The organism is Pseudomonas sp. BB438 (assembly GCF_057180225.1).
The window spans coordinates 5,181,690-5,207,848 of record NZ_CM170001.1; the positions used below are offsets into that span (position 1 = coordinate 5,181,690).

Below are 26,159 nucleotides of genomic sequence, written 5' to 3' on the forward strand. Positions count from 1 at the left end.
GGATTAATCGTCGAGTCGCTCTTCCAGCTGCCGCACTTCTTGCGCCAGCTTGTCGAGGAACTGCATGCGACGCACCAGGCGCTCAGCCAGGTCACGACGGGCCGCGTCATCCCAGCAATCAGCGAAATCCTCTTCCAGCCGTTGCTGGGCAGACTTCAGCTGACGCTTGAACTGCGCCACGCCATCGAGATCGGCACTGTCCTGCAGGTCTTCCAGATCCTCGCGCAACTGCATCTGCTGCAGGAGAAACTCCGGATCCTGCACCGTGGCTTCCAGCGGCAGCGCATCACCGCGCAGGGCCAGCAGGTACAGGGCGCGACGCGGAACGCTTTTCAGCGTCTGGTAGGCATCGTTGAGTTCGGCGGCCTTGGCCTGCGCCAGTCGCTGCTCGCGCTCGGAGGCATCGGCGAATCGGTCCGGATGGACGGTACGCACCAGCTCGCGATAGCGATTGCCGAGGGCTTCCAGGTCGATCCGGAAGCCTGGCTGCAGGTCGAACAGCGCGAAGTGACAGGGACTACCCACACCCAGCCTCAGACGTTGAAGCTTTCGCCGCAGCCACACTCACCGCGCACGTTCGGGTTGTTGAACTTGAAGCCCTCGTTGAGGCCTTCCTTGGTGAAGTCCAACTCGGTGCCATCGAGATACACCAGGCTTTTCGGGTCGATGATGACCTTCACGCCGTGGCTCTCGAAGACCTGATCCTCGGCTGCCAGCTCGTCGACGAACTCCAGCACGTAGGCCAGACCGGAACACCCGGTGGTGCGCACACCAAGACGAATGCCCTCACCCTTGCCGCGCCCTTCGAGGGAGCGGCGAACGTGGTTGGCGGCGGATTCGGTCATGCTGATGGCCATGGGAACTCCTTACTCAACGTATCGCTTCAGAGCAGACCTTTCTTCTGCTTGTAGTCGCGCACGGCCGCCTTGATGGCGTCCTCGGCGAGTACCGAGCAGTGGATCTTCACCGGCGGCAGGGCCAGTTCTTCAGCGATGGTGGTGTTCTTGATGGATTCGGCTTCGTCCAGGGTCTTGCCCTTCATCCACTCGGTGGCGAGGGAGCTGGAGGCGATGGCCGAACCGCAGCCGTAGGTCTTGAACTTGGCATCTTCGATGACGCCCTGCTCGTTGACCTTGATCTGCAGGCGCATCACGTCGCCGCAGGCCGGCGCACCGACCATGCCGGTGCCGACGTCCGGGTCTTCGGCGTTGAGCTTGCCGACGTTGCGCGGGTTTTCGTAGTGGTCGATGACCTTGTCACTGTAAGCCATGGCTAATCCTCACTTCTACGGGGCGGGTCAGTGGGCCTGCCATTCGACCTTGGACAGGTCGACACCCTCTTTGAACATATCCCACAGCGGCGAGAGTTCACGCAGCTTGGAAACGGCTTCCACCACCTTCTTGGCGGCGTAATCGACCTCTTCCTCAGTGGTGAAGCGGCCGAAGCTGAAACGGATGGAGCTGTGTGCCAGTTCGTCGTTGCGGCCCAGGGCGCGGAGCACGTAGGACGGCTCCAGCGATGCCGAGGTGCACGCGGAACCGGACGAAACGGCCAGATCCTTGAGCGACATCATCAGCGACTCGCCCTCGACGTAGTTGAAGCTGACGTTGAGGATGTTCGGCGCATAGGACGTCGGGCTGCCATTGAGGTAGAGCTCTTCCAGGTCCTGCACCTGATCGAAGAAGCGCTTGCGCAGACCTTCGATGCGAGCCATTTCCTGGTGCATTTCTTCCTTGGCGATGCGGAAGGCCTCGCCCATGCCGACGATCTGGTGGGTCGCCAGGGTGCCCGAACGCATGCCGCGCTCGTGACCGCCACCGTGCATCTGGGCTTCCAGGCGCACGCGCGGCTTGCGGCGCACGTACAGCGCGCCCATGCCTTTGGGGCCATACACCTTGTGGGCGGAGAAGGACATCAGGTCGACCTTGAGCTTCTCCAGATCAATGTCCACCTTGCCGGCCGATTGAGCAGCGTCGACGTGCAGCAGGATGCCGCGGGCACGGGTCAGCTCGCCGATGGCGGCGATGTCGTTGATGCTGCCGACTTCGTTGTTCACGTGCATGACCGAGACCAGGATGGTGTCGTCACGCAGGGCAGCCTCGACCATTGCCGGGGTGATGATGCCCTCGGGGGTCGGTTCCAGATACGTTACCTCGAAGCCTTCGCGCTCCAACTGGCGGCAGGTATCCAGCACCGCCTTGTGCTCGATCTTCGAGGTGATGATGTGCTTGCCCTTGGTCGCGTAGAAGTGCGCGACACCCTTGATGGCGAGGTTGTCGGACTCGGTGGCACCGGACGTCCAGACGATCTCGCGGGGGTCGGCATTGACCAGCTCGGCGACCTGGCGACGGGCGTTCTCAGCCGCTTCCTCGGCTTTCCAGCCGAAGAGATGCGAACGCGAGGCCGGGTTGCCGAAGTTGCCGTCAACCAGCAGGCAGTCGGCCATTTTCTGAGCGACACGCGGATCCACCGGGGTGGTGGCGGAGTAGTCGAGGTAAATCGGCAATCTCATCAGGTAACTCCTACAGGCGGGCGTTCGCTCAATCGATGGCGGACGCTTCAATCTTGTCGAGGCGCGGCGGCTTGGTGCCCGAGCAGCGACGCTCGTCCTGGCGCTGGGCGACCTCTTGAACTTCGCGGCGCTCGACCAGGTCGGCCAGGCTGATGCCGCTGAGGAACTCATGAATCTGCTGGCTGAGGTCGCACCACAGGTGGTGGGTCAGGCAGGTATCGCCGGAGTGGCAATCGCCCTGACCCTGGCAACGGGTGGCGTCGACCGACTCGTTGACCGCATCGATCACCTGGGCGACGTGGATGCCGTTCATGTCACGGGACAACTGATAGCCGCCGCCCGGACCGCGCACACTGATCACCAGGTTGCCACGGCGCAACTTGGCGAACAGCTGTTCCAGGTAGGACAGGGAGATACCCTGGCGCTCGGAGATATCGGCGAGAGAAACCGGGCCACGCTGGGCGTGCAACGCCAGATCGAGCATGGCGGTGACGGCATAGCGGCCTTTGGTGGTCAATCGCATGGGAAATTCCGGAAGAATCGCTGGTATGGCGGAAGTATGCTCTTATCCGACTATTTAAGTCAACTATAAGACCTATTACTTTAGTCGGATTTAGCCAGCGAACGGCGACGTATTCTAGCAGTAATGCAAGGGCCGGCGCATCACTGCGCCGACTTGCTACCCTCTTCGTCCTTCACCCCGGCGAAGTCTTCTTCCCGCAAGACGGGAAGATCTTTCGCGCAGTAATCACTACCCAGCGCTGTCAGGGCCTTGCACATGCCCTCGAGGCGCCCATCGACCGCCTGCAGGTGGTCAAGCAACTGACCAATGGCACGCGCCACCGGGTCGGGCATGTCCTGGCTGACACCGTACGCATCGAACCCGAGCTTTTCTGCCATGGCCTGGCGCTTGGCTGCCTGATCCGCGTCATCCTTGACGATGATGCGACCCGGAATCCCCACAACGGTTGCGCCCGGCGGTACTTCCTTGGTCACCACCGCATTGGAGCCGACCTTGGCGCCGGCACCGACGGTGAACGGACCGAGCACCTTGGCGCCCGCCCCCACCACCACGCCGTCAGCCAGCGTCGGATGACGCTTGCCCTTGTTCCAGCTGGTACCGCCCAGGGTCACACCCTGGTAAATGGTCACGTCGTCACCGATCTCGGCGGTTTCACCAATCACGATGCCCAGGCCGTGGTCGATAAAGAAGCGGCGACCGATCTTCGCACCCGGATGGATCTCGATGCCGGTCATCCAGCGACCGAAGTTCGACACCATGCGCGCCAGCCACTTCCAGCCGGACGTCCACAGGCCATGGGCCAGGCGATGCAGCCAGACGGCATGCAGGCCCGGGTAGCAGGTGAGCACCTCGAAGGCGTTGCGCGCTGCCGGGTCACGATGGAATACGCTTTGAATGTCTTCGCGTACACGCTCAAACATCTTCATCACTCCGCTTGGAAAGCTCCCCACGGGCAGCCTTCTGAGTCTCGGTGAGAATACCCCTCAGGATATTCATCTCCAGCTTGCTGACACCGCTGCGGCCATAGAGACGACGCAGGCGGGACATCAGGTGGCGCGGCTTCTGCGGATCGAGGAACTGGATATCCACCAGGGTCGACTCCAGATGCGCATAGAAGCGCTCCAGCTCATCCGACGTCACCGGGACACTGTTGAGCATCGCGGTGGACTCGACCTTCTCCTGCTTGGTCGGCTGCCCCTGAACGGCCAGCCAGGCCATGCGCACCTCATAGACCAGCACCTGCACCGCCGTCGCCAGGTTCAGCGAGCTGAACTCTGGATTGGCCGGGATGTGCACGTGGAACTGACATCGCTGCAGCTCCTCGTTGGTCAGGCCGGCGTACTCACGGCCGAACACCAGCGCAACCTCACCCCCCTGCTGGACGTGCTCCAAGCTGGTGGTGGCGCACTCACGGGGGTCGAGCAGCGGCCAGGGAATGCGGCGATCGCGCGCACTGGTGCCGAGCACCAGGCTGCAGCCCGCCAGGGCATCTTCCAGAGTGGGCACGACCACCGCTGCATCGAGGATGTCATCGGCACCGGAGGCACGGGCACGCGCTTCGCCGCTTGGAAAATCCATCGGATCGACCAGCACCAGGCGCGACAGGCCCATGTTCTTCATCGCACGGGCCGTACCGCCGATATTGCCGGGATGGCTGGTGTTGACCAGCACCACGCGAATTTTGTCGAGCAACGCGCGACTCCACACAAAAGCGAAAAAGGGAGGGAATCCTACCGCAGCAGTGGGTCTTGCGCCACGCAGGCGACAGGTCGCTCTATGAACTCCATGGCTTTCTGCTAGAATGTTCGGCTTTCTTTAACGACCCAGGTGACCTCTCCATGCAGCCTATGCTGAATATCGCCCTGCGCGCCGCTCGCAGCGCCGGTGAACTGATCTTCCGCTCCATCGAACGCCTGGATACCCTGTCGGTCAACGAGAAAGAAGCCAACGACTACGTCACCGAAGTCGACCGCGCGGCCGAGCTCTCCATCGTCACCGCCCTGCGCAAGGCCTACCCGAACCACGGGATCATGGGCGAAGAAGGCGGCGTGCTCGAAGGCAGCGGCGAAGGCGCCGACTACCTGTGGATCATCGATCCACTGGACGGCACCACCAACTTCATCCACGGCGTCCCGCACTACGCCGTCAGCATCGCCTGCAAATACCGCGGCCGCCTCGAGCACGCCGTGGTCCTCGACCCGGTCCGCCAGGAAGAATTCACCGCCAGCCGTGGCCGTGGCGCCGCCCTCAACGGCCGCCGCCTGCGCGTCAGCAACCGCAAGAGCCTGGAAGGCGCCCTGCTCGGCACCGGCTTCCCGTTCCGTGACAGCCAGATGGACAACCTGGACGCCTACCTGGGCATGTTCCGCAGCCTGGTCGGCCAGACTGCCGGCATCCGCCGCGCCGGCGCTGCCAGCCTGGACCTGGCCTACGTCGCCGCCGGACGTTACGACGCCTTCTGGGAATTCGGCCTGTCCGAGTGGGACATGGCAGCTGGCGCCCTGCTGATCCAGGAAGCAGGCGGCCTGGTGAGCGACTTCACCGGCGGTCACGAATTCCTCGAGAAAGGCCAGATCGTCGCCGGCAACACCAAGTGCTTCAAGGCGCTGCTGACCAGCATCCAGCCGCACCTGCCAGCCTCTCTCAAGCGCTGAGCCTGATCGACGCAATAAAAAAGCCCGGCACCGCCGGGCTTTTTTACACCGCAAGAATGCCAACACCGTAGGGGCATCTCTCCCCCGACACCAGCGCTTGAAGCGGCACGCCAGAAACAATCAGACAACCCATCGCGCCCACGCAATGCACCAAAAGAAAAAGGCGCCTATCGGGCGCCTTTTTCGTTCCACACCTGGCGACTGCTTATTGCTGACCCAGGATCAGTCGGCCGCTCTTGTCGACCGGAATCTGCGAGCCCGGATCGCGGTCCATGCGCACCTGACCGGCCTTGCCGTCGAGCAGGTACTTCACGTCATAGCCGACGACCTTCTCGCTGGTATCGTTGACAGTGCTGCAACGGGTTTCGGTGGTGGTGTAGGTGTCACGCTCCTGCATGCCTTCCTGCACCTTGTTGCCCGCGTAGCCGCCGCCGATGGCGCCCGCCACGGTAGCGATCTTCTTGCCGTTGCCGCCGCCGATCTGGTTGCCCAGCAGGCCGCCGGCGATGGCGCCGATCGCCGTACCGGCGATCTGGTGGGTGTCCTTGACCGGACGCTGGTGGGTCACCGCCACGTCCTTGCAGACCTGGCGCGGATTCTTGATGGTTTCCTTGACCGGTTGAACGGCGAGCACCTCGGCGTATTGCGGTGCGCGGTCCACCAGACTGTAGGTAGCCACGGCACCACCGGCAGTCACGCCCACAGCGCCCAGCACGGTACCGATTAGCAACGACTTGTTCATAGGGTTCTCCTGGTCTTTCTTCTCATTCGGGCCTTGCCCTTTACCCTGCCTTGGAGCCGCGCAATTGTAAGAAAGTTCCAACAAACCCGCGGGACGCAGCCCACAAACAAAAGCTCCCGCCGAGGCGGGAGCTTTCTGTCGAAGGCCGGAAACGCTCTATTACGGGCGCTCGTCAGCTTCCTTGCTCGGCGGAGGAATCAGGTCCTCGCTGGACAGATTCAGCCAGATCAGCACCACGTTGGCGATGTAGATCGACGAGTAGGTACCCGCCATCACGCCGACGAACAGGGCGATGGAGAAGCCGAACAGGTTGTCGCCGCCAAAGAACAGCAGGGCAGCGATCGCCAGCAGGGTCGACACCGAGGTGGCGATGGTCCGCAGCAGAGTCTGGCTGGTCGAGATGTTGATGTTGTCGATCAGGCTGGCCTTACGCAGAACGCGGAAGTTCTCGCGCACCCGGTCGAAGATCACGATGGTGTCGTTCAGCGAGTAGCCCACGACCGCCAGCACCGCGGCGAGCACGGTCAGGTCGAAGGTGATCTGGAAGAACGACAGCACGCCCATCACGATGATGGCGTCGTGGATCAGCGAGAGGATCGCCCCCAGGGCGAATTTCCACTGGAAGCGGAAACCCACGTACAGCAGGATGCCGCCCAGCGCCAGGAGCATGCCGAGCCCGCCCTGGTCGCGCAGCTCTTCACCCACCTGCGGACCGACGTACTCGACACCATTGACCTTGGCCGGGTTGGAAGCATCAGCCTTCTGCAGGGCAGTGGCGACCTTCTTGCCCAGTTCCGGGTCTTCACTGGGCATGCGCACCAGGACGTCGCGGGTGTCGCCGAAGCTCTGCACCACGGCTTCGCTGTAACCCGCGGCAACCAGCTGTTCACGCACCTTGGAGAGGTCGGCCGGCTGCTCGTAGGTCAGCTTGATCGACGTACCGCCGGTGAAGTCCAGGCCAAAGTTAATGCCTTTGAAGACCCAGCTGCCGAGGGCGATCAGGGTCAGGATCAGGGTCGCGGCGAACGCAATGTTGCGCACGCCCATGAAGTTGATAGTACCGATCTTGATATTCATCTCTGGCCCCTTAGATCCACAGCTTCTTAACGTCGCGGCCGCCGTAGATCAGGTTCACCATTGCGCGGGTGACCATGATGGCAGTGAACATCGAGGTGAGAATACCCAGGGACATGGTCACGGCGAAGCCCTTCACCGGGCCGGTGCCCATGGCGTAGAGGATGCCGCCGACCAGCAGCGAGGTCAGGTTGGCGTCGATGATCGCGGTGAAGGCACGGTTGAAGCCTTCATGGATCGCCCGCTGTGTCGACATACCCGCCGCCAGCTCTTCTCGTATCCGCGAGAAGATCAGCACGTTGGCGTCCACCGCCATACCCATGGTCAGCACGATACCTGCGATACCCGGCAGGGTGAGGGTCGCACCGAGGATCGACATCAGCGCCACCAGCATGACCATGTTGAAGGCCAGGGCGACGGTGGCGATCACGCCGAAGAAGCGGTAGATGACGATGATGAACAGGGAAACGAAGACCATGCCCCACAGGGACGCGTCGATACCCTTGGCGATGTTGTCCGCTCCCAGGCTCGGGCCGATGGTACGTTCTTCGGCGAAGTACATCGGCGCAGCCAGGCCGCCGGCACGCAGCAGCAGGGCCAGTTCCGAGGATTCGCCCGGAGCGTCCAGACCGGTGATGCGGAATTGATTGCCCAGGGGCGACTGGATGGTCGCCAGGCTGATGATCTGCTTCTCTTCCTTGAACGCTGGAACAGCGACTTCCTGCTCGACGCCATCGACGACCTGCTTGGTGTAGCGGATGATCGGCTTCTGCTCGATGAACACCACGGCCATGCTGCGGCCGACGTTGTTGCGGGTCGCACGGTTCATCAGCTCGCCGCCGTGGCCATCCAGACGGATGTTCACCTGCGGACGGCCGTTCTCGTCGAAGCTGGCGCTGGCGTCGGTGACCTGGTCACCGGTGATGATCACGCCACGCTCCAGGGTCGCCGGCGGGCGACGCGGCTCGCGGAACTCGAAGGTCTCGGTGGAGGACTTGATCGCATCCGGCTCGGCGGCCAGGCGGAACTCCAGGTTGGCGGTCTTGCCGAGAATACGCTTGGCTTCGGCGGTGTCCTGCACGCCCGGCAGCTCGACGACGATGCGGTTGGCACCCTGGCGCTGAACCAGCGGCTCGGACACGCCCAGCTCGTTCACGCGATTGCGGACGGTGGTGAGGTTCTGCTTGATCGAGTATTCGCGGATTTCAGCCAGCTTGGTGGCGGTCATGGCCAGGCGCAGGACCTGCATGCCATTGCGCTCGCTCTGGGTGGCCTCGAAGTCGCGGAAATCCTTGGCAATGATCGACTTGGCCTTGTCCAGGTCGGCGTCTTCGGTGAAGCCCAACTGGATGCCGCCGTCCTGCACGGGCAGGCTGCGGTAGCGCACGCGCTCCTTACGCAGGGCGCTCTTGACCTCGTTCTCGTACACCTTCATACGAGCGTCGACGGCCTTCTCCATGTCCACTTCCAGCAGGAAGTGCACACCGCCGGACAGGTCCAGACCCAGCTTCATCGGGTGGGCGGCAATGCTGCGCAGCCAGTTCGGGGTGGTCTGGGCCAGGTTCAGGGCGACTACGTAGTCGTCACCCAGCGCGCGGCGGACGATGTCCTTCGCCGGCAGCTGATCTTCCTGCTTGACCAGACGAATCAGGCCACTGTTCTTGCCCAGCGAGCCAGCCTTGACGGCGATGCCTGCATCGGCGAGCGCCTTGCTGGCCTTGTCGACGTCGGCCTGGGTGACCTGCAGCGCGGTGCTCGCGCCACTGATCTGGACGGCCGGATCGTCAGGATAGAGGTTGGGTGCGGAATAGATGAAACCGACGGCCAGGACCGCCAGGATCAGCAGATACTTCCACAGGGGATACTTGTTGAGCATGACACCGCCCGTTATGACGCGGGGCGCATCTTGCGCCCCGTCGGTTGGGTTTCTAGGTGGAGGATCAGATCGCCTTCAGGGTGCCTTTCGGCAGGGTGGCGGCGATCGCGGCCTTCTGGAACTTCAGCTCGACGTTGTCGGAAACCTCGACGACGACGAAGTCCTCGGCGACCTTGGTCACCTTGCCGGCGATACCGGCGGAAGTGACGACTTCATCGCCCTTCTGCAGGCCGGACAGCAGGTTCTTGTGCTCCTTGGAGCGCTTGGCCTGGGGACGCCAGATCATCAGGTAGAAGATGACCAGGAAACCGACCAGGAAAATCCACTCGAAGCCAGTGCCGGCCGGGCCTGCAGCAGCGGCGGGAGCTGCGGCGTCAGCGTAGGCAGCGGGAATCAGAAAACTCATTGGAAACTCCTGTCTCAAAGCTTTTTCGATGAATAAGGTCAGTCCGCCAGCGGTGGCACGGGAAGGCCGCGCTTGGCGTAGAAGGCGTCGACAAAGTTCGCCAATGTACCCTGTTGGATTGCCTCGCGCAAACCAGCCATAAGCCGCTGATAATGCCGCAAGTTGTGGATGGTATTGAGCATGCTGCCGAGCATTTCGCCGCACTTGTCCAGGTGGTAGAGGTAGGCGCGGGAGAAGTGCTTGCAGGTGTAGCAATCGCAGGTCGGGTCCAGCGGAGACTCATCGTGCTTGTGCACCGCGTTGCGGATCTTGATCACCCCGGTGTCAACGAAAAGGTGGCCATTGCGCGCGTTGCGGGTGGGCATGACGCAGTCGAACATGTCGACGCCGCGGCGCACACCTTCCACGAGGTCTTCGGGTTTGCCCACTCCCATCAGGTAACGAGGTTTGTCAGCGGGCATGTGCGGCGGCAGGAAGTCCAGCACGCGGATCATCTCTTCCTTGGGTTCGCCCACCGACAGGCCACCGATGGCCAGGCCGTCGAAGCCGATTTCCTGCAGGCCTTCGAGCGAGCGCATGCGCAGCTCTTCGTGCATGCCACCCTGGACGATGCCGAACAGGGCCGAAGGGCTGTCGCCGTGTGCGGTTTTCGAGCGTTTGGCCCAGCGCAGCGACAGCTCCATCGAGCGCTTGGCCACGTCGAACTCGGCCGGGTACGGGGTGCATTCGTCGAAGATCATCACGATGTCCGAGCCCAGCGCGCGCTGCACGGCCATGGACTCTTCCGGCCCCATGAAGACCTTGGCGCCATCCACGGGCGACGCGAAGTACACGCCCTCTTCCTTGATCTTGCGCAGCGCGCCCAGGCTGAACACCTGGAAACCGCCCGAGTCGGTGAGAATCGGCCCCTTCCACTGCATGAAGTCATGCAGGTCGCCGTGCTTCTGGATCACCTCGGTGCCGGGGCGCAGCCACAGGTGGAAGGTATTGCCGAGGATGATCTGCGCGCCGATGCCCTCGATGTCGTGCGGGAGCATGCCCTTCACGGTGCCATAGGTGCCCACCGGCATGAACGCCGGGGTTTCCACCACGCCGCGGGGGAAGGTCAGGCGGCCGCGACGGGCCTTGCCCTCGGTGGCCAGCAGTTCGAATGTCATGAAGCTCATGGATCAGTCCTCGGGGCCGCGCGGTGCCGGGTTGCGTGTGATGAACATGGCATCGCCGTAGCTGAAGAAGCGATAGCCCCGCTCCACCGCCGCCGCGTAGGCAGCCATGGTCTCTGGGTAACCGGCGAAGGCGGAGACCAGCATCAGCAGGGTGGATTCCGGCAGGTGGAAGTTGGTGACCAGGGCGTCGACCACATGGAACGGCCGCCCGGGGAAGATGAAGATATCGGTGTCGCCGCTGAAAGGCTTGAGCACGCCGTCGCGGGCGGCACTTTCCAGCGAGCGTACGCTGGTGGTGCCGACAGCGACCACCCGACCACCGCGCGCCTTGCACGCGGCCACGGCATCGACCACGTCCTGACTGACTTCCAGCCATTCGTTGTGCATATGGTGGTCTTCGATGCGCTCGACGCGCACCGGCTGGAAGGTGCCAGCACCGACGTGCAGAGTAACGAACGCGGTGTCCACACCCTTGGCGCGGATCGACTCCAGCAGTGCCTCGTCGAAGTGCAGGCCGGCCGTCGGGGCAGCAACGGCACCCGCGCGCTCGGCATAGACAGTCTGGTAACGCTCGCGGTCGGCGTCTTCATCCGGGCGGTCTATATAAGGCGGTAGCGGCATGTGACCGACGCGCTCCAGCAACGGCAGCACATCCTCGCTGAAGCCCAGCTCGAACAGCGCGTCATGGCGCTGCAGCATCTCGGCTTCACCACCGCCGTCGATGAGGATCTTCGATCCCGGCTTGGGCGATTTGCTGGAACGCACGTGGGCCAGCACGCGGTGGCTGTCCAACACGCGCTCCACGAGGATTTCCAGTTTGCCGCCGGAGGCCTTCTGGCCGAACAGGCGGGCAGGGATTACCCGGGTGTTGTTGAACACCATCAGGTCACCCGGCTTGAGGAAGCCGAGGATGTCAGCGAATTGCCGGTGGCTGAGCTCGCCGCTCGGACCGTCCAGCACCAGCAGACGGCTGGAGCGGCGTTCAGGTAGCGGATGGCGGGCGATCAGCGCCTCGGGCAGGTCGAAATGAAAGTCAGCGACGCGCATGGGGGAGCATTCTCGAAGGGGCGCACATCTTACTGGATATGCCGATTTCTGACCATGCGAGCCGATTGACCGACGCAGAGCGTCTCCCTATACTGCCGCGCCATTGCCTCGGTGGCGGAATGGTAGACGCGGCGGATTCAAAATCCGTTTCTGGCGACAGAGTGAGAGTTCGAGTCTCTCCCGGGGCACCACCACATTGTTTCGACAGTTCCGATGAACTGTCGAAACTCACGAAGAACCGGCCCTCGGGCCGGTTTTTTGTTGGCTGCGATTTGCCCCTGCAGGCGCATGCAGGGAAAGGTCAGCGCATCAGGAGCAGACGCCTGTCGTCGTCGTGCTGACGTAGGCGCGCCCCGTCGCGCTGACGTTCACGACTCGCTCCTGGGATCCCACCTTGGGAGCGGAGCGGCACACGGTGATGTTTGCCTGGGTATTGCCCACGCCGGTCGGCTGGAAGTCGATCTTGGCGACACTGGAAGTGACCTTGAAGCCCGTTGGCGCGGCGGAGTGCTTCTGAATCACGGTGGAACCGGAAATGACGATCCAGCCTTGATCCCACCCGCCCGATCCGCAACTGGCGCCATCACTGGACACGCATAGGCTGGTCACCGCGTTGCGCTTGATCGCCTCGCTGCGCCCCATCGCCACGCCGGCCACCAGATCGTTGGCGCTGGCGGCGAGCTTGCCGGCCAGGGTGGCATCACCGAGCGAGGGCACCGCGATACCGACCAGGATCGCCAGGACCACCACGGTTATCATCAGCTCCAGCAAGGTAAACCCGCTGACTGCACGCCGGGAAACTGCGCTCATGGCCCGCCCTCCTATCGCTCGATATCCCAGAAGACCCAGGATTTTGGCTGAGAACTCGTGCCAGGTCCGCCGGGCTCAATGACTCTCTCGGGCGAATCGGCAGAGCTGCCGATGACGAAGTCCTTAAGGGTTCCATCGTCGAGTTGCACCCGGCCCGCTACCGGCGACGGCGGCAACCCGCCGCCAGCAATGACCCCGAAACGCTGATCACCGGTGCCTGCGGCGTTCAGGTAGCTGATGTTGTAGACGCGCGCGGTCCCCAGGCTGGAGCAACTGGTAGCACTGGGAACGGCGGGCTGGTGCGTACTGAAGGTAATGGTGTTGTACAGCAGCAACGCCGACGTCACGACCTGCTCGGTGGATTGCAACCCCAGGTACCACCCCTTGGGATACGCCGCCAGTTGCGCATTGCTGGGCGTGGTACTGGTCGTAATCGGCAGCAGGGAGTTGTTGCAGATCAGGTTGGCGGCGCAGGTGGCGTTTTCCAGCGTCAGCCAGTTGGCATCGCTGGGCTTGTCACGCAGGACATAGAAGCGGTTCGCCACACTGGCGGCGGAAGTGTAGCTGAGCAGTGGTTTCTCGCGGTCGCCGGAACCCAGGAGAATCACATACTGGCCACTGACATAGCCGACTTCTGGACCGTACAGGAACTTTCGGTTGGCCGAGCAGGTGGTCGCCGTCGCACACCCCAGGGACGCGATCTTGGTCATGGTCCAGCTGGCCGGCGCGGTGTTGCCAATGGCGCTGTAGGCGTCCACACCGGAAATCCGGTAGACGTTCCCTCCCGTGTCGGCGGCATAGCCATAGACCATCATGCCACTGCTGTCAGTAACCACGGCAACGTTGCCAACCACCCCGCGAGCGGTGTCGAAGGTCTTGAGCAAGGCACCGGTGTCCGCATCCATCAGGTAGATGTGATTGCCCTTGGAGGATGACGTACAGCTATTGGGGTCAGCGTCCTCACAGGTATCGTAGCCACCGCCCATGATCAGGATATTCGACGTGCCGCTGCCGTAACCCTGGCTCAGGACGGGAACAGGCGTCGCCCAGGTCTGCCCCATGCCGGTGAAGCCCGTGCTGCAGCCAGTGTCATTGGTCAGGTTGGGGCAGCCAATCTTCCACTTCAGGGTCGGGCTGGCCGGGGTGGTGACATCGAAGGCGTAGATCGAACGGCCGCCGCGACGCATGGCGGAGTAGATCCAGGTGCTGGTGCCCTGCTGGACCGCTGCGACCGAACCATCCATGCCGTAGTCCTTGGGCTGAGGTGTCGGTGTACCAGTGGTATGGCCTGGGAAGCTGATCGTGATGGCGTTGTCCCGCAGGCGCTTGATGCGCGGGTAGAACTCCGGCGGCATGAACGACCAGATTTCATTGCCAGCGGCGACACCGGCAACAGTGCCGGTGCGATTGCCGTTGATGGCATGCAGCAACCCGTCGTTGGCCCCGTAGTAGACCACCACCAAGGGTGAAGTCGAGGTGCCATAATTGATGGCAGCCGGGCGCGAGTGCACCACGTCACCATGTATCGATGGGCGCATCTCGGTGAGGTTGCCGTTGGTATTCTCGTCCTGATTGTCAGCGCCCAGGGCCCAACCGATCAGGTTGCTGCGTTCGGTGGCATCCGCTGCGCCCAGCAGGGCCTGAGTGATCGCCGTATTCGCGGCGTTGAAGTTGGTGAGGGTAGTGCAGGTCGTTGGGCTGCAGGTCTTCATTGTCCGCGAACTGGCCTGCCGCAATACATAGGCCTGTGCGCCTTTTTCGACAATGTTGCCGTCAGGATAGTTGGACACGTCCGATCCGGTCACTGTCTGACAATTGCCCTGGGGCTTGAAGGCCCAGTAATTGTCCAGCGAGGTAGGCGTCCAGAAACTCCTGGCGCACTCGGTGATGAAGCCAGTGGCGCTGTTGATTGCACTGGCGCCATCGGCGTCTACCGTGGTCAGCTGGCCACTGACGACGCCTACCTTGTACTGTTTGAGGTTGCCGGGCCAGCGGGGGAACGAATTCGCATCCGGGCGAAACATGCCGATGAACAGCTGGTTCAGGTAGGTGCTCTGTGAGCTCACGCTGATCGGCAGGGTAACCGACGCGAATACGCTGTTGGTCGCCTGGATCTCGGAAAAGATGGCGTTGAGCGCATCGGAAATCTGGGTGCCACTGGCGCTGACGTCGAAGTACTTGCCGCTGCTGGCGTTGGCCATGCTTTTCAGCAGCGCCGTCCAACCCGGACCCTGGCCAGTGGTGACCTTGTTGATGTCCACGGTGTAAGTGGTAATGGATTGGGGGCTTTTCTTCATCCAGCGCGCCCATTCATCGGCCATGTTGTCCTGCGAGCCGCTGGGAGAGATGGGGATCGCCGTGGTGTTGCCGCCTGCCGCAGCCAGAGCCGCAGTGGCCTGGGAGAGGTCGTTGGTGTTGTCCTGCGCGGCGCCGTTGCTGATATAGATGATGAAGTTTTTCGCGCAGCCGGCAACGATGGGATTGTTGTAGGTGGTAGCGGCGACCGACGACAGGGCGTTGCCGTTCAGGGCATAGATGGCGTTGGATGCCGTGGTACCGCCGGTATTGCCGGTAAAGTCCGTCTTGGCCTTCTGGTTGCCGGAGTTGGGCGTGCCCGCCGAGTAGTACAGCCAGGCCTCCTCCATCGCCTTGGATGCCTTGCCGTTGTTGGACTTGTCATTCTTCACGTCCAGACTGTTGACCAGCGCCTGGTACTTGGTCTTGGTCGAACTGTCGAGCAGGCGCATGGCGGCGCGCACGTAGCCGCCGTCATCCCCCTTGTTGCCGCCACCCGACTCGGTGAAGAGCATCAGGCCGACGCGGAACTTGTTCACCTGCAACCCATTGATCACGGACGACAGCGCAGTGATCTCGTTGCTGAACGGCGTCGTCCAGTTGGCCGTGTTGTCCAGGATGATCAGGACATTGGGCGCATCGGTGACGCCCGCGGGAGTCCCCACGAACAGGTCGATGTCGTCGGCGCGGACGGCCGACTGGGCGATGCACAGAAGGCAAATGGCAAATACCCACCGGAGCATTCCGGCGCTGTTGTTCTTGTTCATGGTCATGCTCCGCATGCGGCAATCTTCTGCGTATCGGTCAGGTGTACGCGCACGCCGGAACGCACTTTCACCGACGTGCCGGTCACGGCATCGACGACGCTGGCGTTGAGCGCCCACACGGTGTCCCAACCACTCGAACACATCCCTGAAAGCTCCCCACCGCAGACGTCAGCGGTTGCGCTCGGCCTGGCGCTCATGCACACCGGCGCCGCCATCGACACCTGGTAATCGGTGGTGCCGTCGTTATTGATATCAACACTGAGCTGCTCAGCCGTCGGGGCCGAGGTGAACGCCGAGCCGATGACGCGCTGGATGCCGACATCGGCCGCGGCGATGGCTTCGTCGCGTGACTGCATGTTGCCCACCGCCTTCAGGTTGGTGCCGCTGAGCGTGTAGGCACTGCCGACCATAAGCATCAGCATCAACAGCATCACCAGGGTGATCAGCAGGGTCGCTCCACGCTGACTGGACACGTGTAGTTCGTGACTCATGGCGTCTGCCTCCGTCGGGAAACGTTCACCAGCGTCGCGCTGGAAGTGAACAGGTGCCGTTTGTAGCCGTCAGTGAACGGCCCCAGGGTGGTACTGCCCAGGGCGTAGGTCTTGTCCGAGCTGTAGCCCGCCGCCGGCGCACGAGTACGGGCGAGGATGTAGAGACGGGCTTCCACTACGTTCACCAACTGGTCCACGGTGCAGGAGCCAGCGCCGCAATGGACGAAGGCACCATCCGGCGAACCATCGCCACGGTTCGTCACGGTGACCTTGGTGGTTGCATCAGCCCACGACGGTGCCGCGGTGTAGTCCGTGGCCTGATTGCTCTTGCTGAGGCTGTCGAGCCCCAGTTCGACCCTGAACGCCTCGATCCCGTCGATCAGCGGCACTGCAGCCTGCAGTGCGTTGGCCGGGGTAGCGCCACCGGAGCTGTCGAAGGTGGAGCGCACCAGGGTCGGGATGCCATCGCCGACCGTGGCGGCGTAGTCGCGCACGTAATACAGGTCAGTAACGAACTTGCGGCGCTCGGCGATAGTCAGGCAGTCAAGGTTGTGCAGGGTGAAACCGGTCGTATCCAGCACAAAGGCCCCAAGGGTCTCGGTCTTGCAGAAGGACGACTGGAAGTACACCTTGCCGGCCGTCAGAGCTTCGCAATTACCTACGCCGGGCGAACAGGTATCGGCATGCCGTACTACCAGCACATCGGAGTTGCTTGCCAGGTTGGTGACGATCCCCGAGCAGCCGGGTGGCACGGCGGAATAGGTCTGTACCACGATGCCGACAGCGTTGATCCTGTCCTGCTGCGTCCAGGTGGAAAAGGCGGAGCACACCGGCGGCAGCGCCTTCGGGTAGTCGGCAGGCGGAACAGTGGCGGTCAGGTCGTCGAACTGCGGCACGTAGCCATTCCAGAAACCGGCATGGGCGAGGTCTTCCTGCAGCAGGCCAACGGCAAAACGACCGTTCTCGATCAGCGCATTGGTCTTGGCCATGTCATCACTGGTTCGACGCAGGTTCAGGTAGAGCGTCAGCACCGCCGTCATGATCAGCAAGCTGATAGTCACGGCGATCATCATCTCGACCAGGGTGAAGCCCCTGTGGCGCGCTGGGCCACTCATAGCGAGGCTACCCGCACGATGGTCGTGACCACGCGCCTGCAGAGATCGCTACTGCAGCCCGAGGCCCCGTCATAACTACCACTGCCGCAGGCCACACTCGAAGGCGGCGCCGAGATCGGCGTCATGCCCTGCCAGGCCACGGTGATCAGATACTGATTGCTGCCCAACGACTCGATGCAGCCTCGGCCGCCCAGCATGGCGCCGGCCTTCACGCTGCCGCCCCCCACTTCCGAGGCCCCTTGCAGGCTGTTGCACCAATCCGCCAGATCCGACTGCTGGCGGGTTCCGCTGCTGGTCGGACAGGTCATGCCCGAGCCCACCGGCGAAGAACTGCCGGTGACATAGCTGGCGGAGTTCTTCGCGTTGGCGTTCATCCGGCTGGACATGTCATTGAGCAGCAGCAGCGCCTGGGCGCGCTGATAGGACTCCATGTCCGACAGCTGCATACGTGTTTGCAGCTTGGCCAGTCCGAGCAGTCCCAGGGAAATGATGAGGATGCTGACGAGCAGCTCGATCAAGGTGAAGCCGCGTTGCCGGGAAGTCAGCATGTCGGTCACCACTTGGCCGCTGGCGTCTTGGTGCCATCACTGCCCAGAGTCAGGTTGCCATCGCTGGCCTGCGCGCCGCTGGGGGTAAAGGTGATGGTGAAGGTCGGCGGGTTGCCGCTGCCCAGGGCAATGTCGTAGCTGTAATTACCGGACACATCGCTGGGCAGCGCGTACCCCCCGCTTTCCAGCGCAGACTTGGTGGCATAGGCGCGGTTGGCCAGCAGGTACTGCTGCTGGCGATTGGCGATGTCCATCATTTGCGCCTGGGCCGCAGACCGCTTTCCGCGAATGACGTACTGCTGGTAGCTGGGATAAGCAATGATCGCCAGGATCGCAACTATCGCCACCGCCACCATCAATTCGATCAGGGTAAAACCGCGGGAATCTTGAGACATTATCCAGACTCACTTCAAAAGGTCTTTCAACAGACTCTATTAGTTAAATGGCGATTCGCCACTCCACCCACGCGACAATTCAATACCAGTCGTCGCCGGCGTTTCGACATATATAAAAATAGCTAGCGAAAAAGATGTTCAGAATTGGTGAAAAATCCGGAAAGCCGGCAACCACGCGGCATTAGAGCGAAACCACAAATAAGCATCATGGGGCATATAGCGATACGCCATGTATCAAAAACGAAACACTTTAAAGTTATCGAAAGGAGACTTAGGCACATCCGTACCAACTATTAAATATGCATCAATAATTGGTGAAGAAAGCGTCAAGGCATACTTTCCTTATCACTTAATAAACCGTAAGAAAATGCACTGATAACTTTTAAATAACCCACACCAACCGTTAACGAGAACCTCTTTCATCCTCGACATTAATGTGTTCGGCTATTCATGAGCCAACTACCGAGTCAACTCACTGCCGTCCTGATTTGAATATCTTGCTGAGGCAGGCGCTCGTGCCGAATCCCGGACCACAAGGTAGGCTTCAGATGTGAGCCCGCCGCTCCTGAAGCGCCTGGACGAATGCCGTCAACGGCATGGGTCGATCGAAAAGGTACCCTTGCAGCACCTCCACACCGCGCAGGGCGAGGTATGCCTGCTGCTCCGGCGTTTCCACGCCTTCGGCGATGATCATCAGGTCCAGCTTCCCGCATAGCTCGACGATGCTGTCGAGGACATGGGACGACAGCGCATCCACACCGATCATCGCCACAAAGCTCTTGTCGATCTTCAGCGCGTCCACCTTGAAGCGGTGCAGGTAGGCCAGGCTGGAATTGCCAGTGCCGAAGTCATCGATCGCCAGCTTGACGCCCAGCGCGTGGAGATTGTCGAAAAGTTCGTCCGTCACCTCGCTGGAAACGATCAGCTCGCGCTCGGTGAGCTCCAGAGTCAGTTCAGGACGGTGAGGCAGGAAGCGCGCCTGAAAGTCACGGCAGTCGCCGGACAGCCCCGGCTCAGTGCAGTGGCGCGCGCTGATGTTGAAGCTCAGGTGGAAGCCCTGCCCCAGCAGTTGCCCGTGGGGCGACAGCCCATCGGCGACCTGATGCATCAACTCTCGGGTCATCGCCACGATGAGACCTGATCGCTCCGCCATGGGGATGAACAGGTCAGGGCCGACCATGCCCTCCCGCGGGTGGATCCAGCGCATCAGCACCTCCGCCCCCACCCAGCGACCGTCCCGGGCATCCACCAACGGTTGCAGATAGGGCACGAACTCTCCTGCCAACAGGGCCCGTTCCAACTCGAGGCTCGGTGTAGCCGAGCGTCCCCAGAGCCAGAAGCAGACAAACCCCGATATCCCGCCAAGCATGCACATCAGCGTCACCAGCGGTAGCGAGTCCTCTCGGATGTGTTGCCACTGCGCCCCCTCAGGAAAGCCGCCGATCACCGCGTAGGGGAAACGCTCCGAGTACTGGACGACATGGCCCAGCGGAAGTGGCGTTGGCACACCGTCCCGAACGAGGCCCGCCTCGTCCATCCATTGCCCACCGACCTGCAACTGCAGATCGCTACGCTGATCGACCAGTTGCAGCGTGTTGCTCAGGTAGCGGCCGTCCACGGTCGCAAGGGCCGCATGACGCCCTTCCGGACGGCGCAGAATCAGCAGCGCATAGAGCGGCGTTACCCGGTTCCCGGCCATCAAGCGCAACATGCCATCCACATAACGGCCGGGGTCGATTCGCTCATCGAACTCACCAAAGAGCGACGTGCAATAGATGTCGTCGTCTCGGGTCAGATTCAACGAGCGGACGAACGGCACAACGGCGACCTGCTCCCTGAGAACCTGGGTAGCGTCATCGCAAGCCTCATCCTCATGCAGCAGCGCAACCCGAGCCGCGCCCGTGGCATTGCCGAGCATCACGTCGAACAGGCGTACCGCCTCGTTCGAGGCGGTACGGGCCTCCACAGACAGGGTCCGCAAGGTCTGCCAGTAGATGATGCCGCTGCCCAGCAACAGCGGCAGCAGCGCCATGGATAGGGAGAAGACCAGACGGGGCAGCAGCCTGCGCCGGGTATAGCTGCGTAGCGGCATCCTTGATCCTTGCTCGACGGCGCCGCGACCTGCGACGCATTGCCACTCCCCCATGGGCAGCGGCGTGGTTTGAGCTTAGAACAGCCACCGCCGTCGGGCGCCGCGCGACGGAATCCGTATAATCCCGGCCCCATCCATCCTGATCGCCACAGAAGACGCTCATGCCCAAGCCGCAGCAGCTCCAGCCCGCGGGAAACTTCCCGCCCGCCACGCTCCTCCGTCGCTTCGCCGCGATGTTCTACGACTTTCTGCTTTGCGTAGCCTTGCTGATGGTGGTGACGCTGGTTTATCAGCAGGGCCTGCTGCGCCTGATCTACGGCAGTGAGAAGCTGCGGCAACTGGCGGACCAGGGCGGCCTGATCGGCGATCCACTGTTGTCCAGCCTGCTGTTCATCGCCGTGTTCGCCTTCTTCGCCAAGTTCTGGACCCACAGTGGCCAGACCCTGGGCATGCAGGTATGGGGCGTCCGCGTGCAGAACGCCGACGGCACGCGCATCTCCCTGATACAGGCGCTGCTGCGCTTCGTCATCGCCATCGGCTCCTGGGGCTGCGCCGGCCTGGGCTTTCTCTGGATGCTCTGGGACAAGGACAAGCGCACCTGGCAGGACCGCTACTCGGAAAGTGTGGTGATCCAGATTCCCAAGGCAGTGCGCAAGGCAACCCAGGGCCGGGGCTGATCCCGGACACAAAAAAGCCGGCGATTGCCGGCTTTTTGCTTTCTACAGGAACCAGCCTTAGCCGGCCCGCTTCAGCAACAGGGTGCCGAGGAAGGCGCAGATCGCCGCCGGCACCAGCACCGCCAGCAACGGCGGGAAGTTGAATACCTGGCTGGACGGGCCAAGCAGGTCCTGCGCAATGCGGAAGGTGAAGCCCACCAGCACGCCGGTGAACACGCGCTGGCCGAGGGTCACGCTACGCAGCGGGCCGAAGATGAAGGAAATCGCCATCAGCACCAGGGCGGCTGTCACCAGCGGCTGCAGGATCTTGGTCCAGAACGCCAGCCAGTAGCGGTTGGAGCTCAGGCCCTGGTCCTGCAGGTAGTGGATATAGCTCCACAGGCCGGTGATCGACAGCGCTTCCGGCTCCATCACCACCGTGTTGAGCAGTTGCGGGCTGAGCTGGATGTTCCAGGTCTCGCTCGGTTTGCTCACGACTTCGCTGCGCTTTTCCGCGGCGTGCAGCACGGTGGTGCTCACGTCCTGCAGTTGCCACTGGTCGTTTTCGAACACTGCCTGGCGGGCGAAGCTCGCCGTCTGCAGACGACGGTTGTCGTCGAAGTTGTAGCGCGTCACGCCCAGCAGCACGCCATCCGGGCGCACCACGTTGATGTGGATGAACTCATGACCCTGACGGTGCCACAGACCCGATTTCGAGCTCTGCGAGCCGTTGCCGCTCTGCGCCAGGGCACGACCGCTCTGCGCGGCGGTTTCGGTGTAGGGAATCACGTACTCGCCGATCAGGATGCCGGCGAACATCAGGACCAGCATCGGCTTCATTACCGCCCAGACAATGCGCTGCAGCGACACGCCAGCGGCACGCATGATGGTCAGTTCGCTGTTGCTGGCCAGGGTACCCAGGCCCACCAGGCAGCCGATCAGCGCGGCCATCGGCAGCATGTCGTAGCCCCGGCTCGGCGCCGTGAGCAGCACGAACTTGAGCGCTTCGCTCAGGGTGTAGCTTTCGTCGATCTGTCCCAGCTGGTCGACGAAGGCGAACAGCTCCGCCAGACCGAGGATAACCCCGAGTACCGCGAGAATGGAGACGAAGACGGTCGTGCCGATGTAGCGATCCAGCTTACGCATGCTTCAGCTCCCCGCCCGACTTCGCTCGCTTGGCGGCCAGCTTCAGGCGCAACGGCTCCCAGTACAACAACAACAGGCCGATGGCCAGGAATATCCCGTGGATCCACCACAGGCCCAGGGCCATGGGGATCTTGCCCTTGTCGAGCATGCCGCGTCCGGCGATCAGCAGCGCCAGGTAGGCCATGTACAGCAGCACGGCCGGCAGCAGCTTGAGGAAGCGGCCCTGGCGCGGGTTGACACGCGACAGCGGCACCGCCAGCACAGTCACCACGAACACCAGCAGCGGAATGGACAGGCGCCACTGCAGCTCGGACTTCATGCGTGGATCGTCGCTGCCCAGCAGGTCGGAGGTCGGGATGGCATCGCGGTCGTCGATCTCGCTGCTCACTTCCGGCTTGGGCAGAAGCGCCGCGTAGGTGTCGTACTTGATCTCGCGGTAGTCGGCCTGGCCCGGCGTACCGTCATAGCGATAGCCGTCCTTGAGGATCAGGTAGCGGCTGCCGTCGGCATGGATTTCCTGCACGCCGGTATTGCCGACCAGCACCGAGGTGCCGCCGTCCTTGCCGTTGCGCGGGCGGTTCTTGTCGGAGATGAACACCCCGCCGAGCTGGGTACGCTCGTTGGCCAGGGTTTCGGTGTAGGTCACCCGCGTACCGTCGCGCATCGACTGGAAGCGCCCCGGTGCCAGGGTATCGAATTCGGTCATCGCGTCCTGCTTGTTCAGCAGCAGCTGCATCTGGGTGATGCCCTGGGGCGCCAGCCACAGGCTCAGCCACGCCACCAGCAGGGCGATGAACAGCGCCGGCGCGAGGGTGATGGCCAGCAGACGCTGCTGGCTCATGCCGGTGGCCGTGAGCACGGTCATCTCGCTGTCCAGGTACAGGCGGCCATAGGCCAGCAGGATGCCGAGGAACAGACCCAGCGGCAGGATCAGTTGCAGGAAGCCCGGCAGGCGCACGCCCATGATCATGAACAGCGAACCCGGATCGAGCAGGCCTTGGGCCGCCTGCGCCAGGTACTTGATGAAACGGCCGCTCATGATGATGACCAGCAGCACGGCGCTCACCGCGCTCATGGTGATCAGCACTTCACGGGACAGGTAACGGAAGACAATCAAACCGGACACTCCAGGGTTGTCACGCTCAGGCGGCTACGCTCAAACTAGCCGCCGTGAAGCATTGCCGGGTACGCGCGGACGCGACCCAGCGCAAATAGCCGGCATTATCCTGCGATTCGCCAGGCCTGTCACTGCGCAGTCCACCTTCATTCGCAGACCCTTCTGCTCTTTGTCCCGGGGACACTCAGCCATGGAATTCCTTGTAAAAAGCGTACGTCCGGAAACTCTCAAGACCGCCACCCTGGTCATCGCCGTGGGCGAAGGCCGCAAGCTTGGCGCCACCGCCAAGGCCGTCGACGAAGCCACCGGCGGTGCCATCGCCAACCTGCTCAAGCGCGGCGATCTGGCAGGCAAGGTGGGCCAGACTCTACTGCTGCAAGATTTACCCAACATTAAGGCCGAGCGCGTCCTGCTGGTCGGTGCCGGCAAAGAACGTGAACTTTCCGACCGCGCCTACCGCAAACTGGTTTCCGCCGTCCTGGGCAATCTGAAGAGCCTGGGTGGCGCCGACGCCGTCCTGGCCCTGGGCGACCTGGCCGTGAAAGGCCGCAACGCCCACGGCAAGGCTCGCCTGCAAGTGGAAACCCTCGCCGACGGCACCTACGTCTTCGATCGCTTCAAGAGCCAGAAGGCCGAAGCGCCGAAGCTGAAGAAAATCACCCTGCTCGCCGACAAGGCCGACGCCACCGCCGTCGAGCAAGGCGCCAAAGAAGCCCAGGCCATTGCCAACGGCATGGCCCTGACCCGCGACCTGGGCAACCTGCCGCCGAACCTCTGCCACCCGACCTTCCTCGGCGAACAGGCCAAGGCGCTGGGCAAGGAATACAAGGGCCTGAAGGTCGAAGTCCTCGACGAGAAGAAACTGCGCGAGCTGGGCATGGGTTCCTTCCTCGCCGTCGCCCAGGGCAGCGACCAGCCGCCGCGCCTGATCGTGCTGCAATACAACGGCGCGAAGAAGGACGAAGCCCCGCACGTCCTGGTCGGCAAGGGCATCACCTTCGACACCGGCGGCATCAGCCTGAAGCCCGGCCTGGGCATGGACGAGATGAAGTTCGACATGTGCGGCGCCGCCTCGGTGTTCGGCACCTTCCGCGCCGTGCTGGAGCTGCAACTGCCGATCAACCTGGTGGGCGTCATGGCCTGCGCCGAGAACATGCCCAGCGGCGGCGCCACCCGTCCGGGCGACATCGTCACCACCATGAGCGGCCAGACCGTCGAGATCCTCAACACCGACGCCGAGGGCCGCCTGGTGCTGTGTGATGCACTGACCTACGTCGAGCGCTTCAAGCCGCAGTCCGTGGTGGACATCGCCACCCTGACCGGCGCCTGCATCGTCGCCCTGGGCTCCAACACCTCGGGTCTGATGGGCAACAACGACGCGCTGATCAAGCAACTGCTCAAGGCCGGTGAAGTCGCCGACGACCGCGCCTGGCAGCTGCCGCTGTTCGACGAATACCAGGAGCAGCTCGACAGCCCCTTCGCCGACATCGCCAACATCGGCGGACCGAAGGCCGGCACCATCACCGCCGGCTGCTTCCTGTCGCGCTTCGCCAAGAAATTCCACTGGGCGCACCTGGACATCGCCGGCACCGCCTGGATCAGCGGTGGCAAGGACAAGGGCGCCACCGGCCGCCCGGTTCCGCTGCTGACCCAGTACCTGCTGGACCGCGTGAAGTAACGGAGTAAGACAGCCATGTTTTTTGGAACCCAAAGCGTCGCGAGTGCCGCTCGGGCAAGGCGAATGCCTGCGCAAAGGCGCAGTTTACGTTTTGTAAATGAGCAATTTGCGCAGGTTTTCAACGCAGCATGAGCAAACGCAGCAGCTTTGGGGCCAAAAAATGACGCGCGTGGATTTCTACGTTATCCCCAGCGCCGATCCCGACGCACGCCTGACCATCGCCTGCCGCCTCGCCGAAAAGGCCTGGCGGCAAGGCATGCGCATCTTCGTGCTGTGCAGCGACGAGGCCCAGCGCGATGCGCTGGACGCCCGGCTGTGGAACTTCCGCGGCGAAACCTTCATCCCACACAACGCGGTGGAAGAAGACGCCGACTCGCCGATCGTGCTGGCCCTCGGTGAGCCGCCGGAAAGCCACCGGGACCTGCTGATCAACCTGACCCTGGCCATTCCCGCCTTCGTCGACCGCTTCAACCGGGTCGCCGAGCTGGTGATCGAGGAACCGGCGATTCGTCAGGCCGCGCGGGAGAATTTCCGTCGCTACCGCGAGCAGGGCTATCCTTTGCAGGACCACCGCCTGCCGCGCCCTTGAGAGCGTCTCAGCCAAGACCATGGACAACCGCAAGCCCCCGCACGACCCCGACCACCTGCTGGAAGACCTGAAGACCATCCAGGACCTGCTGGACGAGTCGGGCGCCGAGCCGCCCCTGCTGACCGAATCCTTCGAGCCGGACAACATCCCGCTGCTCTCCGATGTCGTTGCGCCAGCCCATCAGCCGCCGGCGCCTTCCGTCGCCCAGTCCTCGGCGCCCCAGGTCTCCCCAGCGGCCAGCGAACTGAACCGCCTGGACCTGGAACTGCGCGCCGCGGCCCAGCTGATCCTGCAGGACGTGCTGGACGACTTCGCCCCGCAGATCGAAGCCGAACTGCAACGCCGCCTCGAAGCACGGATGCAGCGCCTGCTGGCCCAGCGCAAGACCTGATTTCGCGTCCTGCGTACACAGGAACGCCGGCGTCAACGCCATGCGCGCAATCGCGGGCATGGCGCGCTC

The 26,159-nt window shown here is 62.8% G+C and carries 27 protein-coding genes and 1 tRNA gene; 6 read left to right on the forward strand and 22 right to left on the reverse strand.

Features of this window, described 5'->3' with window-relative positions:
* Positions 1 to 3: 3 nt before the first annotated feature.
* From hscB to trmJ, 7 genes are all read right to left on the reverse strand, one after another.
* Positions 4 to 525: a co-chaperone HscB gene (hscB, locus tag AC1ZV1_RS23905; protein WP_253444824.1), complete on the reverse strand. Its 522-nt coding sequence runs from the start codon at positions 523 to 525 to the stop codon at positions 4 to 6.
* 8 nt (positions 526 to 533) lie between these two features.
* Positions 534 to 857 (reverse strand): iron-sulfur cluster assembly protein IscA, encoded by a 324-nt coding sequence (iscA, locus tag AC1ZV1_RS23910; RefSeq protein WP_017522292.1) that lies wholly within the window; start codon positions 855 to 857, stop codon positions 534 to 536.
* A gap of 26 nt (positions 858 to 883) precedes the next feature.
* Positions 884 to 1,270 carry a Fe-S cluster assembly scaffold IscU gene (gene iscU, locus AC1ZV1_RS23915; protein WP_015478505.1) on the reverse strand — a complete coding sequence of 129 codons (387 nt, stop codon included), beginning with the start codon at positions 1,268 to 1,270 and terminating at the stop codon, positions 884 to 886.
* Between the two features lie 27 nt (positions 1,271 to 1,297).
* Positions 1,298 to 2,512: an IscS subfamily cysteine desulfurase gene (locus tag AC1ZV1_RS23920; protein ID WP_484293917.1), complete on the reverse strand. Its 1,215-nt coding sequence runs from the start codon at positions 2,510 to 2,512 to the stop codon at positions 1,298 to 1,300.
* Positions 2,513 to 2,540: 28 nt separating this feature from the next.
* Entirely contained in the window at positions 2,541 to 3,035 is a 495-nt protein-coding gene (gene iscR / locus AC1ZV1_RS23925) for a Fe-S cluster assembly transcriptional regulator IscR (RefSeq protein WP_484293918.1), read from the reverse strand.
* Between the two features lie 140 nt (positions 3,036 to 3,175).
* Positions 3,176 to 3,955 (reverse strand): serine O-acetyltransferase, encoded by a 780-nt coding sequence (gene cysE, locus AC1ZV1_RS23930; RefSeq protein ID WP_484293919.1) that lies wholly within the window; start codon positions 3,953 to 3,955, stop codon positions 3,176 to 3,178.
* Positions 3,948 to 4,727 carry a tRNA (cytosine(32)/uridine(32)-2'-O)-methyltransferase TrmJ gene (gene trmJ, locus AC1ZV1_RS23935; RefSeq protein ID WP_236174186.1) on the reverse strand — a complete coding sequence of 260 codons (780 nt, stop codon included), beginning with the start codon at positions 4,725 to 4,727 and terminating at the stop codon, positions 3,948 to 3,950. The genes cysE and trmJ overlap by 8 nt, the downstream gene beginning before the upstream one ends.
* A gap of 146 nt (positions 4,728 to 4,873) precedes the next feature.
* Here trmJ and suhB point away from each other — a divergent pair, with 146 nt between their 5' ends.
* Positions 4,874 to 5,689 (forward strand): type III secretion system regulator SuhB, encoded by an 816-nt coding sequence (gene suhB, locus AC1ZV1_RS23940; protein ID WP_484293920.1) that lies wholly within the window; start codon positions 4,874 to 4,876, stop codon positions 5,687 to 5,689.
* A 205-nt stretch (positions 5,690 to 5,894) separates the two neighbouring features.
* Here the strand turns inward: suhB and AC1ZV1_RS23945 are convergent, their stop codons facing one another.
* The 6 genes from AC1ZV1_RS23945 to queA form a co-directional block, all read right to left on the reverse strand.
* Positions 5,895 to 6,431 (reverse strand): glycine zipper 2TM domain-containing protein, encoded by a 537-nt coding sequence (locus AC1ZV1_RS23945; RefSeq protein WP_017522298.1) that lies wholly within the window; start codon positions 6,429 to 6,431, stop codon positions 5,895 to 5,897.
* 159 nt (positions 6,432 to 6,590) lie between these two features.
* Positions 6,591 to 7,508: a protein translocase subunit SecF gene (secF, locus tag AC1ZV1_RS23950; RefSeq protein ID WP_484293921.1), complete on the reverse strand. Its 918-nt coding sequence runs from the start codon at positions 7,506 to 7,508 to the stop codon at positions 6,591 to 6,593.
* A gap of 10 nt (positions 7,509 to 7,518) precedes the next feature.
* Positions 7,519 to 9,381, reverse strand: a complete 1,863-nt coding sequence (gene secD, locus AC1ZV1_RS23955; protein ID WP_484293922.1) for a protein translocase subunit SecD — start codon at positions 9,379 to 9,381, stop codon at positions 7,519 to 7,521.
* 64 nt (positions 9,382 to 9,445) lie between these two features.
* On the reverse strand, positions 9,446 to 9,787 hold the full coding sequence (gene yajC / locus AC1ZV1_RS23960; RefSeq protein WP_017522301.1) for a preprotein translocase subunit YajC: 342 nt from the start codon (positions 9,785 to 9,787) through the stop codon (positions 9,446 to 9,448).
* A gap of 38 nt (positions 9,788 to 9,825) precedes the next feature.
* Positions 9,826 to 10,944, reverse strand: coding sequence for a tRNA guanosine(34) transglycosylase Tgt (gene tgt, locus AC1ZV1_RS23965; RefSeq protein WP_448683882.1), 1,119 nt, complete (start codon positions 10,942 to 10,944; stop codon positions 9,826 to 9,828).
* A 12-nt stretch (positions 10,945 to 10,956) separates the two neighbouring features.
* Positions 10,957 to 12,000, reverse strand: a complete 1,044-nt coding sequence (queA, locus tag AC1ZV1_RS23970; protein ID WP_484293923.1) for a tRNA preQ1(34) S-adenosylmethionine ribosyltransferase-isomerase QueA — start codon at positions 11,998 to 12,000, stop codon at positions 10,957 to 10,959.
* Positions 12,001 to 12,105: 105 nt separating this feature from the next.
* Between queA and AC1ZV1_RS23975 the strand changes: the two genes are divergently transcribed.
* Positions 12,106 to 12,191: transfer RNA gene (locus tag AC1ZV1_RS23975), tRNA-Leu, on the forward strand.
* A gap of 118 nt (positions 12,192 to 12,309) precedes the next feature.
* Here the strand turns inward: AC1ZV1_RS23975 and AC1ZV1_RS23980 are convergent.
* The 7 genes from AC1ZV1_RS23980 to AC1ZV1_RS24010 form a co-directional block, all read right to left on the reverse strand.
* A complete protein-coding gene (locus AC1ZV1_RS23980) occupies positions 12,310 to 12,810 on the reverse strand; it encodes a GspH/FimT family pseudopilin (protein ID WP_484293924.1) in 501 nt (166 codons plus the stop codon).
* 11 nt (positions 12,811 to 12,821) lie between these two features.
* Positions 12,822 to 15,872 carry a pilus assembly protein gene (locus AC1ZV1_RS23985; protein WP_484293925.1) on the reverse strand — a complete coding sequence of 1,017 codons (3,051 nt, stop codon included), beginning with the start codon at positions 15,870 to 15,872 and terminating at the stop codon, positions 12,822 to 12,824.
* A gap of 2 nt (positions 15,873 to 15,874) precedes the next feature.
* Complete coding sequence (locus tag AC1ZV1_RS23990) at positions 15,875 to 16,363, reverse strand: hypothetical protein (RefSeq protein ID WP_484293926.1); 489 nt, start codon at positions 16,361 to 16,363, stop codon at positions 15,875 to 15,877.
* Positions 16,360 to 17,478, reverse strand: a complete 1,119-nt coding sequence (locus AC1ZV1_RS23995; RefSeq protein ID WP_484293927.1) for a PilW family protein — start codon at positions 17,476 to 17,478, stop codon at positions 16,360 to 16,362. The genes AC1ZV1_RS23990 and AC1ZV1_RS23995 overlap by 4 nt, the downstream gene beginning before the upstream one ends.
* Positions 17,475 to 18,026 (reverse strand): type IV pilus modification protein PilV, encoded by a 552-nt coding sequence (gene pilV / locus AC1ZV1_RS24000; protein ID WP_484293928.1) that lies wholly within the window; start codon positions 18,024 to 18,026, stop codon positions 17,475 to 17,477. Before pilV ends, AC1ZV1_RS23995 begins: the two co-directional genes overlap by 4 nt.
* A gap of 5 nt (positions 18,027 to 18,031) precedes the next feature.
* Positions 18,032 to 18,421, reverse strand: coding sequence for a type IV pilin protein (locus AC1ZV1_RS24005; protein ID WP_484293929.1), 390 nt, complete (start codon positions 18,419 to 18,421; stop codon positions 18,032 to 18,034).
* Positions 18,422 to 18,965: 544 nt separating this feature from the next.
* Positions 18,966 to 20,513, reverse strand: coding sequence for an EAL domain-containing protein (locus AC1ZV1_RS24010; protein WP_484293930.1), 1,548 nt, complete (start codon positions 20,511 to 20,513; stop codon positions 18,966 to 18,968).
* A gap of 161 nt (positions 20,514 to 20,674) precedes the next feature.
* On the opposite strand from AC1ZV1_RS24010, the gene AC1ZV1_RS24015 reads away from it, so the two are divergent.
* Positions 20,675 to 21,190 carry an RDD family protein gene (locus AC1ZV1_RS24015; RefSeq protein WP_484293931.1) on the forward strand — a complete coding sequence of 172 codons (516 nt, stop codon included), beginning with the start codon at positions 20,675 to 20,677 and terminating at the stop codon, positions 21,188 to 21,190.
* A 57-nt stretch (positions 21,191 to 21,247) separates the two neighbouring features.
* Here the strand turns inward: AC1ZV1_RS24015 and lptG are convergent, their stop codons facing one another.
* Positions 21,248 to 22,315: an LPS export ABC transporter permease LptG gene (lptG, locus tag AC1ZV1_RS24020; RefSeq protein WP_484293932.1), complete on the reverse strand. Its 1,068-nt coding sequence runs from the start codon at positions 22,313 to 22,315 to the stop codon at positions 21,248 to 21,250.
* The gene (gene lptF, locus AC1ZV1_RS24025; protein ID WP_484293933.1) at positions 22,308 to 23,432 is read right to left on the reverse strand and encodes an LPS export ABC transporter permease LptF; all 1,125 of its coding nucleotides are present in this window, start codon (positions 23,430 to 23,432) and stop codon (positions 22,308 to 22,310) included. The genes lptG and lptF overlap by 8 nt, the downstream gene beginning before the upstream one ends.
* Before the next feature lie 190 nt (positions 23,433 to 23,622).
* Here lptF and AC1ZV1_RS24030 point away from each other — a divergent pair, with 190 nt between their 5' ends.
* The 3 genes from AC1ZV1_RS24030 to AC1ZV1_RS24040 all read left to right on the forward strand — a co-directional run bounded on the left by AC1ZV1_RS24030 (position 23,623) and on the right by AC1ZV1_RS24040 (position 26,090).
* On the forward strand, positions 23,623 to 25,110 hold the full coding sequence (locus AC1ZV1_RS24030) for a leucyl aminopeptidase (RefSeq protein ID WP_484293934.1): 1,488 nt from the start codon (positions 23,623 to 23,625) through the stop codon (positions 25,108 to 25,110).
* 160 nt (positions 25,111 to 25,270) lie between these two features.
* Positions 25,271 to 25,699, forward strand: a complete 429-nt coding sequence (locus AC1ZV1_RS24035; RefSeq protein WP_024762886.1) for a DNA polymerase III subunit chi — start codon at positions 25,271 to 25,273, stop codon at positions 25,697 to 25,699.
* Positions 25,700 to 25,718: 19 nt separating this feature from the next.
* Complete coding sequence (locus tag AC1ZV1_RS24040) at positions 25,719 to 26,090, forward strand: DNA polymerase III subunit chi (RefSeq protein WP_484293935.1); 372 nt, start codon at positions 25,719 to 25,721, stop codon at positions 26,088 to 26,090.
* The last annotated feature ends 69 nt before the right edge of the window (positions 26,091 to 26,159 follow it).